Origin of the sequence: Paenibacillus sp. GCM10027626 (assembly GCF_042676285.1) — a bacterium.
Taxonomy (GTDB): domain Bacteria; phylum Bacillota; class Bacilli; order Paenibacillales; family Paenibacillaceae; genus Paenibacillus_Z.
This window is the reverse complement of record NZ_JBHTHC010000016.1, coordinates 66,638-78,638: the sequence shown is the minus strand read 5'-3', so window position 1 is coordinate 78,638 and position 12,001 is coordinate 66,638. Positions and strand designations below refer to the sequence as shown.

Genomic DNA, 12,001 nt, shown 5'->3' with positions numbered 1-12,001 from the left:
TAAACCTTTGGCAACGGCTTTATAAAGAGAACCTGTGAATAACTTGAGTGAGAGGAGACAAAAGTCGTTATTATGAAGGCACTTAGACGGTCATTATCCTTCTATTTGGTCATTGCTTTGGTACTTAACATGCTGTTTTCCGGTTCATTGATCAGTGCAAGCGGGCAGGCCGCGGCGCCGGATGCGCAAGAGAGCGTCGTTGACAGCACTTATGGAAGACAGGAATCGCTGTCCAGTACCGTAACCGACAATGTGTATCAAATTAAGGAAAACATTATTACAAGTATTAAGATGACAGACAAGGACGGCAACGATATTACTCAGGATGAGTTCAGGCCGGATGTGGGCTCACGAGTGAGAATCGATTTTGAATTTGCCGTGCCGGACGAAAAAGATTATAAGGCTGGTTCCTTTTTCAAGTTCAAGCTTCCGGACGGCTTTTTTAAGACAGATCGTAAGCTTGAAGGAGATCTGGATAACGGTGCGGGGACTTTTCTCGTTACCAGCGATGGTGAAGTGACGCTTACTTTCTCCGAGAAGATTGAAGATGGCGACTTCAAAGGCGAGTTTTTCGTATGGCGCGAGTTCAGTGAATCGCTGGTTGACGGCAGCACCAAGCAGACAATCGATTTCAAGGATATCGGCAAGGTGGACGTCCATTTCAAGGGCAAAAACACCTCAGATATAACAAAGACAGGCTGGACGGACAAACCGATGAACCCGAACGAAATCACTTGGCGAGTGGATTTCAATCTGGGCGAACAAGAAATAACGAATGCGGTATTTCAGGATAAGCTTCCAGCAGGATTGGAGCTGGACAAAGACTCGATTAAAGTTTATCCGCTGACTGTCAAAGTGAATGGCAGCGTCGAGCCGGGCGATGCTCGTACGAACTTGACGCCGGAGATTTCACCTGCCGATGACGGCGGAACAAATGTGACGATCAACTTCGGCGATGTCGATCGTCAGGCTTACCGGGTCGAGTACAAGACAGCCATTAAAGATGGGGCTATTAAGGAATTTAAAAACGACGCCAAAGTGACGGGTGACAATCCGTCCAAAGAAATGAAGGATTCGGTGACTGTAAAGGTTAAGTACAGTGAGCCGCTGCAGAAAGAGTTTGTTGGAATAGGCGAGCGCAATGCAGACGGCACAGAGCTGAAATGGAAAATTAAATACAATTTCAACGAGCGGAAAATTGAGAAAGAAAATGCTTGGATCAAGGATACCTTTTCTTCCAAACCGGCAGTTGCCCAGGAAGTGGACGTTAACTCTTTTGCAGTATATAAAGTGAAAATTGACATTAATGGCGATGCTGCCGAACCAAGAGAACTTTTGGAACAGGGCGAAGACTATACAGTCGAAAAAGAGCAGAACGGATTTACTTTAAAGTTTAATAACGATGTTGAAGCGGCCTATGAGATTTCTTATTCGACAATTGTGAAAGACCGTATCATCGGTTGGGTCGAAGTTCCTAATAAAGTAGAAAGCGGCAGCGGTCATCATGGTGGTGACAATGGAGGAGTCTGGCAAGCCGTCTTTAACAAATGGGACCTTGGCGTTAATTTTGCTGACAAGACGATCAAATGGGACCTGGGATTAAATGAAGACCGCAGGGAAATGAAAAATGTTAAAATTACGGACGACTTCGAACATTTTAACAACGGTCAGAATTTGCAATTTGTAGAGGGCAGCCTGAAGGTTTGGAATGCTGATAAGAAGAAGTGGCTGTCGGAAGCGGAATACACGGTTAAACCGTTTTTGGATCTCAGCGGGTTTACGCTCGAATTTATTAACCCCGTTACAGACTGTTACTATATCTCTTACGAAGTGAAATTTGATCCGACCAAGCCAATTCCTGTGTATGATGGGAAAAAGGGGTATAAAAATTTCGCTTCACTGAAATGGACAGAGCCTAATGGCGATGAGAAGGAGCTTGACGCTGAAGACTTCGTTCCTGTAGATACTTATACCAAAAACAACGGCCGAAAAACGGGCAAGTACAATGCGGAAACAAAAGAAATTACATGGACGATTGATGTCAACTACAACTTGAACAAGATTAAAGATGCTGTAGTTAGCGATTATTATACCGCTGGCCAAGACTTCGTCGACGACTCACTGGAAGTTTATGAATTAGAGCTTACTGGCGGTGAGAATGGCGTCAAGCGTGGTAAAAAAGTAGAGTATTCGCCTAATGCCTTCGAGAAGAAGACGCATGCAGACGGGCGCCAAGGCTTCGAGTTGAAGCTGGGCGACATCGAAAAGGCCTACCGGATTACGTACAAAACGTCTTTAAACGGAAAGGCTGTTGACAAAACGTACAGCAATGATGCGACATTGTTCTCCGGCTCTGATGGCAAGAAATACTTTACAGGCAAAGCTGATGTCACACCACCCCATGTTGGTGAGTATATCAACAAAAAGGGTTGGCAAGGTCAAGGAGCAGACTCCGATTATGCGTACTGGAAAATGGAGATCAACTTCAGCAAGTCCCTGATTGAAGCCGGTGCGGTCCTGAAGGATACACTGTCCGACAATCAAATTTTGCTGCCGGACTCGATCGAGCTGTATGAGACAAAAGTTGATGAAAAAGGCAATGTGACACAACTAGAGAAGCCGGTTGATTTGCAAGATCATTCCAAGTATGAACTTACTGTAAACGGCAATCATTTTGAAATCAAATTCATCAAGGAAATAGAAGCTCCTTATATACTGAAGTACAAATCCTTCATCAAGGCAGAGGATGGCGAGACCATTAACAATGACGCCGAATTTGCCGGGCAAGTCATCAAATACGGAGACGAGAAGGTCAAAGTTATTGTAGAGTTTGCCGGAGCTGGCGGTAATGGCGGCGGCAAGGGCAAAGGCAACATTAAAGTAGTGAAAGTGGAAGCCGGAACGAATCACCCACTTGAAGGCGCAGTGTTCGGCCTTTATGACAAGTCGGGCAAAGAACTGGCGCAATTGACGACAAACAAAGACGGCGTAGCAGAGTTCAAGGGCTACAGATATCAAGAGTACACGCTGAAAGAATTGAAGGCTCCAGAGGGCTACAAAATTAGCGAGGTTTACAAGGAAGGAAAAGCCATTAAACTGGAACTTCCTGAAGTAGTCGAAACTGTACACAATGATAAAATTTTGGTCGGCGGTTCGGTTACCTTACTCAAAGTGGACAGCGCGGATAAACAGCCGCTCGCCGGCGTGAAATTCAAGCTTCAGGATGCTAACGGTAATGACGTTGCGAACTACACTGAGCTTGTAACTGATGCAGAAGGCAAAATATCTGTTACTGGTCTTCCTGCTGGCGATTACCAGTTCGTCGAAGTAGCGGCACTGCAGGATTATGTGCTGAATTCCACACCGCTGAAGTTTTCGATCGCCGAAGCGCAAACTTTGGAACTGAAGATGGAAAATGAACTGGTTCCTGGTTCTGTGAAGCTGGTCAAAGTAAGCAAAAGCAATCATGATCTGAAACTTGCAGGCGCAGAATTTACACTGCAAGATGCGAACGGTGAAGTCGTAACCGACAAAGACGGTAACAAGCTTGAAGGTTTGACAACAGATGCTAATGGCGAGTTGATCGTCGAAAACCTCGCACCAGGCAAGTATCAGTTTATCGAAACAAAAGCGCCGACAGGCTACGTGAAAACGGACGATCCGATCAAGTTCGAAATTGAGCGCGGCCAGGAACATGGCAAACATGTTGAAGTGATGGTAGAAAATGCCGTGAAACCTACTGATCCGGTAGATCCGACCGACCCTATCGGTTCGGTAAAGCTGATCAAAGTAAGCAAAAACAACCATGATGTGAAGCTGGCCGGAGCGGAATTTACGCTGCAAAATGCCAGCGGTGAAGTCGTAACTGGCAAAGACGGCAACAAGCTTGAAGGCCTGACGACAGATGCCAATGGCGAGCTGATCGTAATAGATCTCGCGCCAGGACAGTATCAGTTTGTCGAAACAAAAGCGCCGGCAGGCTACGTGAAAACGGACGATCCGGTCAAGTTCGAAATCAAAGCGGATCAAAAGCAAGATGAGCATGTTGTAGTGACGGTAGAAAATGCCGTGAAGCCTACTGGCCCGGTTGACCCGGTAGATCCAACCGACCCTGTCGGTTCGGTGAAACTGATCAAAGTCAGCAAAAACAATCATGATGTGAAGCTGGCCGGAGCGGAATTTATGCTGCAAAATGCCAGCGGTGAAGTCGTAACAGGCAAAGACGGCAATAAGCTTGAAGGCCTGACGACAGATGCCAACGGCGAGCTGATCGTAAAAGATCTGGCGCCAGGACAATATCAGTTTGTCGAAACAAAAGCGCCGGCAGGCTATGTGAAGTCAGGCGATCCGATCAAGTTCGAAATCAAAGCGAATCAACAAGTTGAAGTTATCGTGGAAAATGCGCTGGAACCTGACGGGCCATATTACCCTTGGGAACCGGGCACTCCTGAAGAGCCGGGTGAACCTAACAACCCTGGCAAGCCAACTGATCCGGTTATTATCGACGAAGATCCTGAAGTGCCGCTGGGCGGTATCGACACCGATAATGGTGGTACAGACCAAGGCCAGGAAGACGGCGATGAAGTGGAAACGATTATTGACGAAACAGTGTCAAAAGGCGGTATTGATCCAGGCAAGAAACCAACTGACGATGTCGTTCTGAATGAAAAGCCATCCAGTGTCGGTGTTTTGCCTAAAACCGGAGAAGACAGCAGCTTGCCATTCACATTGGCAGGGTTTAGCCTTGTTCTTGCCGGAGCGTTAATATTCAGAAGGGCACGGATAAAGCGCAAATCGTAGTCGAATGAGGCGGAGGCGCTGAGACTGTCTGATTGATGAAAAAGGTACAGTCACTCCCGAATGGCGAGTGAACTGTACCTTTTATATTTTAAAGAATTTATTAAAAGTAAGGGGAAAGTAGGAAATGATGTGTTGATGGATTATATCTTGTATATATTTCCTAAATGTAATATTTTCATTTAAAAAGAGGAAAATATTACATATTTGTCGAAATGTAGAAATATAGCTGTAGGAACTAATATAATTGTGAATGGGAGGATAAAAATTAATGTTGGTATCTGAGTGTCATAATAATGGTCTTTATGGAGTGGAAGGTAACAGATTGAACAGTCTACCCGAAGGAACTTTAGTATCACCGACAAGAACTATAAAAGATGCATTAATTTACTACGGCTACCCATCGTCTGTAAATGGCTCAGGCGGTGATGTTTCAAAAGCAATCGATGCGTTTAAGAAGTTTGATCTTATTGTTTTTGGTGATGATCTCAAGGAGCCTAATCATTCGGATAACGCGAAGACGCGGCAAATCATCGCAGGACTGAAAGACTACAATCCTAAGATTGAGATTTTCGGGTATGTCCAGATCGGTATGGATGGGTCAGCTGGTTCTGATCTGCCTTTTGTAGAGATACAAAGACAAATCGGGTTATGGGAGCAAGCCGGGGTAACGGGTATCTTCCTAGATGAATTCGGATACGACTACAAGGTAACTCGTGAACGACAAAATCAATGCGTTGATTACTGTCATTCTAAAGGTTTTAACATTATTGCAAACTATTGGAAAGTATCTTACGTATTTTCGTCTAGCAATATTTATATTGATTGGATTAACTTTAATGGTAATCCTAATAATATACCGCCAACAATAAATGAAAATGATTACTATATGTATGAAAGCTTGTTTTTCTCAAAGGGTTCTGCGGGAGAGCAGCGTGTGTCTAAAACTTCGAGATTGCGAGATATTACGGACTATTACGCCGATAAGCGTCCTGAACTCGGAAATAAGACATACAGAGAGTATTTTGGGACAAAAACGATCGGACTTGATGTCATGGTAGAGCGCAATCAAGACTACTTTAATACAGCTTATATAGGAGCTTTGATGTGTGGTATCGACTCCTACGCTTGTAACATTGGCGGTTACACTAATCGCAATTTACCTGATTATACTAAACCTCAACTACCAGCAGTGCTTTTCGATTCCCAGTTGGGTGTTGTAGTATCGGCCACGTTTGACGGCCAAGAACATGCCCAGTTTACAAATCGCTACGGAGATGAGATTGAGTTCAAGCTCCTTTGGCGGCAAGATGACGCAAGCGAGCGTAATCCGGTAACAGGAATCAGGGGAGTTTATGTCAACGGAACGCCATTAAAACCTATCAACGCTGGACTTCCATACGAAGCTAACGTTGGCGACATGTATTTCAATATGTTAACAGGAAGACCAGTATGGTGGTCAGGTGCAAAATGGATCAACTCTGATGGTACCGATGCTTAGTGAAATTTGTATGAAAAAACGCCTAGCTGCAAATAAAAGCGGCAGGCGTTTCCTATTTATCAGAGAGAATCGCTGAAACGATATTTGGTCCAACTGATGACGTATGAACGAACGCTAACGGATATCACGGCCGCTATTTTCGAAAATTCGACCGATTCGAAATTGTAACGGAAGTGTGTGCCGCTATTTGATGATTATTAGCATGATTTCGCAAGAAAACGTCCAATTAAGATTGCTCACTTCCGATTAGATTTCAAAAACAGGGGTTATTGGCGAAATAACGTCTGTGGCTTCCGTCAGACAAAACCCCTTGACTTGTATACAAGTACACAAGTATAGTAGTGGTAGTGCTAATATGCGAGGAGTGGAACGAAATGGCCGACCTGACTCCATTGCCGCCACAGGTACAGCGGAAGTCTTTGGGGGATCAAGTCTATGATTCGATTCGTGAAAGCATCGTCTCCTTGCGTCTTGCGCCAGGCAGTATGATCTATGAGAATGTACTGGCGGAGACATTGCAGGTAAGCCGCACGCCGATCCGCGAAGCAATCCGGCTGCTCGTCAATGAACAGCTGCTGGAAGTGATGCCGCAGCGGGGGACGAGAATTGCCCTTATATCCGAGCGGAAGGTTGGCGAGGCCAGATTCATCCGGGAGCATTTGGAGCTGGGCGCGTTTCGGCTGGCAGCCCGGCTGTGGAACGAGCCGGCTCACCAGCATCAGGCGGTAGCGGAGCAGATTGAACGGCTTATGCAGGAGCAGCGGCTGGCCGCTGAACAGGGCGATGTTGCGCTCTTTTTGCAGCTGGATGAATCGTTTCACCAAGCGATCATTCATGTGACGAGCAATGAGACGCTGCTGCAGGTGATTTGCCATATGCGCGGTCATCTCAATCGCGTCCGTTTTTTGGCGATGAAGGAATTGCGGCAGATGGATCGCGTAATGGAGGAGCATCAAGCGCTGTTTGCGGCGATTCGTCAGGGGAATGAGGCTTTAACAGCCGAGCTGCTGCAGCAGCATGTCGGCAAGCTGGATCACGAGCTGCCGGAGCTGCGGGAGCTCTATCCAAATTATTTTACGGTGTAGTGGAGGGGAACCGCTATGAGAATGGTATTTCGTTGGTATGGGGAAGGCAATGATTCGGTAACGCTGCGGCAGATCAAGCAAATTCCCGGCGTAGAAGGGTTAGTATGGGCGTTGCATGATGTTCCGGCCGGGGAAGAATGGCCGATGGACAAAATTTTGGCATACAAAAAGCTGGCGGACGAGTACGGTTTTCATCTTGAAGTTGTAGAAAGCGTTAACGTTCATGAGGATATTAAGCTGGGACGTCCGACGCGCGACCGCTATATTGAAAATTATATGAAGACGATAGAGAAGCTGGCCACAGTCGGCGTTAAGACGATATGCTACAACTTTATGCCGATTTTTGATTGGACGCGGACAGAGCTGTTCAAGGAGATGGAGGACGGATCGACTGCGCTTTTCTATGAGAAGGCGAAGGTGGACGGCATGGATCCGCGCGAGCTGTTCGAGACGGTCATTGCCAATCCGGATTTTACGATGCCAGGCTGGGAACCGGAGCGGATCGGCCGCCTGTCGGAGTTATTTGATGCCTATAAGGATGTCTCGGAAGAGGCGCTATTCGACAATTTGCAATATTTCCTTGAACGGGTAGTGCCTGTTGCGGCACGGCACGATATACGAATGGCCATCCACCCGGATGATCCGCCATGGCCGATCTTCGGTTTGCCGCGGATTGTGACCGGGCAAGCGAACATTCGCCGCATTTTGCAGCTGGTCGATCATCCGAGCAACGGGGTAACACTGTGCAGCGGCTCATTGGGCGCAAATCCGGCTAACGATATTCCGGCGATGATTCGCGAGTTCGGGGAGCGGATTCCATTTGCACATATTCGCAACGTCAAAGTATATGAGAACGGGGATTTCATTGAAACTTCACACCGTTCCTGCGACGGCAGCGTCGATATCGCCGAAGTGGTGCGCGCTTACTATGATATCGGCTATACCGGCTATGCGCGTCCGGATCACGGGCGGCACATCTGGGACGAGAAATGCCGTCCTGGCTATGGTCTGTACGACCGCGCGCTCGGCATTATGTATTTGTGGGGAGCCTGGGATGCTTATGCGCGCGAGCGCGGCGGGAAGAAGGTGGCGCAAGGATGATTCAATTGCATCACAATTTGCAGGGTAAGGTAGCTGTCATTACCGGCGGCAGCGGGGTGCTGTGCTCGGCTATGGCCAAGGAGCTTGGCCGGCACGGCGCGAAGGTTGCCATTCTGAACCGGACGGCTGACAAGGGCGAAGCAGTGGCCGCGGCTATACGTGAAGCCGGCGGTACCGCGATTGCGGTTGCCTGCAATGTGCTGGACGCAGACAATGTAAGGAAGGCATCTGAGATTATTACGGCCGAGCTCGGTGAGTGCGATATTCTGATTAATGGTGCAGGAGGCAACCATCCGGACGGCGCTACCTCGAATGAGACGCTACGTCCGGAAGATATCGACAACAAGGAGATTAAGACATTTTTCGATTTGACGGACGAAGGTTTTGGCTATGTTTTCAATCTGAATTTCCTTGGCACACTTATACCGACGCAAGTATTCGCTAAGCAAATGATCAATAAGCCCGGGGCAACGATCATTAATTTATCGTCGATGAGCGCGCCAAGCCCGCTCACCAAAGTTCCGGCCTATAGCGCAGCGAAGGCGGCGATTAACAATTTCACGCAGTGGCTTGCCGTGCATATGGCCGATGTGGGCATTCGCGTCAATGCGATCGCGCCAGGCTTTTTCCTCACCGAGCAAAATCGCCGGCTGCTGACGAATGAAGACGGCTCGCTTACTGCGCGTTCTCATAAAATTATTTCCCATACCCCGATGCGCCGTTTCGGCAAGCCGGAGGATTTGCTCGGAACATTGATTTGGCTGGCGGATGACAGCATGTCCGGCTTTGTGACCGGGATTACGATTCCGGTGGACGGCGGGTTTATGGCTTATTCAGGCGTATAGCCGCGCAAAGAAAAAGATCGCCGACTGTTAAGGGCTCACAGCCTGACAGTTCGAGCGATCTTTTTGTTATTGCCGATCGGGCAAAAAATCGCTATATTAATACGAGTACCAACGTTATTAGAGGGGAGTGAGCAGATGAAGAGACTATTTATAAAACGCAGCTTTTTTCGCATCATTTTATATTCTAATCTTATCATGCTCGTCGTGCCACTTACTGCTGCGCTGTATTTATATTCCGGTTATTCAGATGCTCTGACCGAACAGGCCAGTATTTATCATTCCAATGCGCTTAAACAAGCAGAGCAGATTATTGAGGAAAGGCTCGGCGGCATTGAGCAAAGCATCTTGCGTCTAACATTAGAACCGCAGGTTAGACGATTTATGAATGATACGGCGATAAATGCGGAAAGACGTTATTACTTGGTAAAGCTGAGCGAACAACTTAATTCCATCCGCAACAGCAACAGCTACATATATGATATTTTCATTCATTATCCAAAGTCAGAATTAATCGTTACGACGACCAATACGGCCGACCAGGCATTTTTCTATCATCAGTTTTATTTGAAATCTTCCCTGTCCTTTGAGGATTGGCTGAAGTCGTTAACGGTTAAAAATACGCTGAAATACGCTCAGTTAGATACATTTATGTTTGAATCCTTAGGCAACAAAGAAGTGTTAACGCTTACACAATCAGTCGGCTATACTGGCAATAATGATTCATACGCGACAATTGTTTTTCTTATCAATGCGGATAAAATCAGACAACTGCTAACGAATATTGCTGCTGTAGACAGCGGCGCGGTTTATTTGCTGGATGACCAAAATAAGCCGCTGCTGGCTTTAGGACAAACGGACATGCTGGCGTATCTTCCTCCGGGAAATGCCTTAGCAGACAAGAGCGGCAAAGTAACTGCGGCTGGCAACGAGTACAGTGTTTTTACGGAAAGACCGCAAAAAGCAAGATGGAAGCTAATGTCGATGATTCAAACCGATCAAATTATGCGGGAAGTCAAGCAAAATAAATTAAAATTTATGCTGATTTCGGCATTGGCGGTGCTAATAAGCTTATTAATTGCCTACCGCGCAGCGCGGATGAGCTATAAACCAGTCAAAAAATTAGTGATGGGTTTAAAAGCGAAGGCTGGCTTTGAACAGGATAAACTGGAAAAACAATTAGCGAATGAGCTCGATTTTATCGAAAATTTTACAGATGAAGTCATCCGTGATCGCGATCAGGTGAATCTTGTGCTCAAGGAGCAGGTTCCAACGCTGCGATCCAATTTGCTGACACAATTAATGAAGGGCAATATGCTGGCTAGCGAACTTAGTAAATATTCTCCGCAATCGTTAGGAGTGGAACTGCCCTATGCGTTGTTTGCGGTGCTGTTGATTCGGATTGACGAGTATCATTCCGACAGCTGGGAGGAGCAGCGCTATGCCAAGTTTGTCTCAGGCAATGTAATAGAACATTTATGCGCGGCCTTTGGCAAGGCCTATGTAGCCGATCTGGACCCCGACCGGCTAGGGCTGCTGTTAAATGTGCCGGGCGACTACAAGCTGGATGACCTGAAGCAGAGTTTGGCGGAGGCTGCCAATCAAACGACAGAATTTATCGGGCAGCGCTTCTCGATTCATACGAGCATTGGAATCGGGAATTTTCACCCGGAGTTGGTCGGGATTCACCTTTCCTTCCGTGAAGCTTTACAAGCGATCGATTATCAGCTCATTCAAGGACGCAATGCCGTCGTGCATACGCAGGAGCTGCCGCCAAGATCGGCAGAGTTAAATTACAGCTACTCTTTTGAAATGGAAATGGCCCTATTCCAGGCGATCAAGCTTGGCGACAGCCAGAAGACGCAGCAGCTGCTGGAGGATATTTTTCGCAGTAATCCGAATTCAGATGCGATGAGCTTGCAAATGTCCAAATGCTTGTTTTTTGATGTCATGAGTACCGCAATTAAAGTGTTAAACCAGCTGTCGCTCCCGCTTGAACAGATTTTCGGAGATCATAATCCGTATGATGAATTATATGCGTGCAGATCGATTGCCCAAATGCAGACCGTCACTGTTCATATTTTCACCTCGATTTGCGGGCATGTGCAAATGAATCAGACAAGCAGAAGCGACGGCTTGCGCCGTTCGATTATCGAATATATGGAGAAAAATTACGCCGATCCGGATATGAGCCTGTCAAAACTGGCAGAGGCGTTTCAGTTAAATGCTTCGTATCTATCCAATTTATTTAAGGAGCAGGTTGGCGATAATTTTATCGTGATGCTAAGTCAATTACGGGTTGAAGCGGCTAAAGCATTGTTAATGGATCAAGCTTTAACGATTCAGAATATTGCCAAGCGAGTCGGTTACTCCAACAGCAATACATTTATCCGTAATTTCAGGAAAGTAACAGGCGCAACACCGGGCGAATTTCGGGAGCAGAACAGAGTGGATTTCAATCATTAATAGGGGAATAGAAGGGCGCGGAGCTTGATTCTGCGCTCTTTTTTCATTTATAGCGATGCTAAAAAAATGAAGATAAAAAAATGATGACCGCTGTTCCAAAGGTTTGATGATGGATGAAAAGAAACGCCGATTTCTCCCGGCAAGGCGCTGTGTTACTTTACAACTAGCCGGCAAGCGGCGCCGAAAAATGGAAAATAAACGAGAGGGAG

General features: G+C 46.7%; 6 protein-coding genes. All 6 read left to right on the top strand.

The genetic code is table 11. The annotated features are described in order from the left end of the window. Positions 1-72 precede the first annotated feature (72 nt). The 6 genes from ACFQ0N_RS26300 to ACFQ0N_RS26275 all read left to right on the top strand — a co-directional run bounded on the left by ACFQ0N_RS26300 (position 73) and on the right by ACFQ0N_RS26275 (position 11,792). Positions 73-4,800, top strand: a complete 4,728-nt coding sequence (locus ACFQ0N_RS26300) for a SpaA isopeptide-forming pilin-related protein (RefSeq protein ID WP_379331950.1) — start codon at positions 73-75, stop codon at positions 4,798-4,800. A gap of 268 nt (positions 4,801-5,068) precedes the next feature. Further along, a complete protein-coding gene (locus ACFQ0N_RS26295; protein WP_379331948.1) occupies positions 5,069-6,298 on the top strand; it encodes a hypothetical protein in 1,230 nt (409 codons plus the stop codon). A 374-nt stretch (positions 6,299-6,672) separates the two neighbouring features. Continuing rightward, positions 6,673-7,383: a GntR family transcriptional regulator gene (locus ACFQ0N_RS26290; RefSeq protein ID WP_379331946.1), complete on the top strand. Its 711-nt coding sequence runs from the start codon at positions 6,673-6,675 to the stop codon at positions 7,381-7,383. 15 nt (positions 7,384-7,398) lie between these two features. Next, entirely contained in the window at positions 7,399-8,484 is a 1,086-nt protein-coding gene (gene uxuA / locus ACFQ0N_RS26285; protein WP_379331944.1) for a mannonate dehydratase, read from the top strand. Beyond that, the gene (locus ACFQ0N_RS26280) at positions 8,481-9,329 is read left to right on the top strand and encodes an SDR family oxidoreductase (protein ID WP_379331942.1); all 849 of its coding nucleotides are present in this window, start codon (positions 8,481-8,483) and stop codon (positions 9,327-9,329) included. Before uxuA ends, ACFQ0N_RS26280 begins: the two co-directional genes overlap by 4 nt. Before the next feature lie 135 nt (positions 9,330-9,464). Then, on the top strand, positions 9,465-11,792 hold the full coding sequence (locus ACFQ0N_RS26275) for a helix-turn-helix domain-containing protein (RefSeq protein ID WP_379331940.1): 2,328 nt from the start codon (positions 9,465-9,467) through the stop codon (positions 11,790-11,792). Positions 11,793-12,001: the final 209 nt, after the last annotated feature.

Excerpts from the sequence above, each read along its gene's own strand:
- ACFQ0N_RS26280 (WP_379331942.1), top strand. The coding sequence starts at position 8,481 with ATGATTCAATTGCATCACAATTTGCAGGGTAAGGTAGCTGTCATTACC.
- ACFQ0N_RS26300 (WP_379331950.1), top strand. The coding sequence starts at position 73 with ATGAAGGCACTTAGACGGTCATTATCCTTCTATTTGGTCATTGCTTTG.
- ACFQ0N_RS26295 (WP_379331948.1), top strand. The coding sequence starts at position 5,069 with ATGTTGGTATCTGAGTGTCATAATAATGGTCTTTATGGAGTGGAAGGT.
- ACFQ0N_RS26290 (WP_379331946.1), top strand. The coding sequence starts at position 6,673 with ATGGCCGACCTGACTCCATTGCCGCCACAGGTACAGCGGAAGTCTTTG.
- ACFQ0N_RS26275 (WP_379331940.1), top strand. The coding sequence starts at position 9,465 with ATGAAGAGACTATTTATAAAACGCAGCTTTTTTCGCATCATTTTATAT.
- uxuA (WP_379331944.1), top strand. The coding sequence starts at position 7,399 with ATGAGAATGGTATTTCGTTGGTATGGGGAAGGCAATGATTCGGTAACG.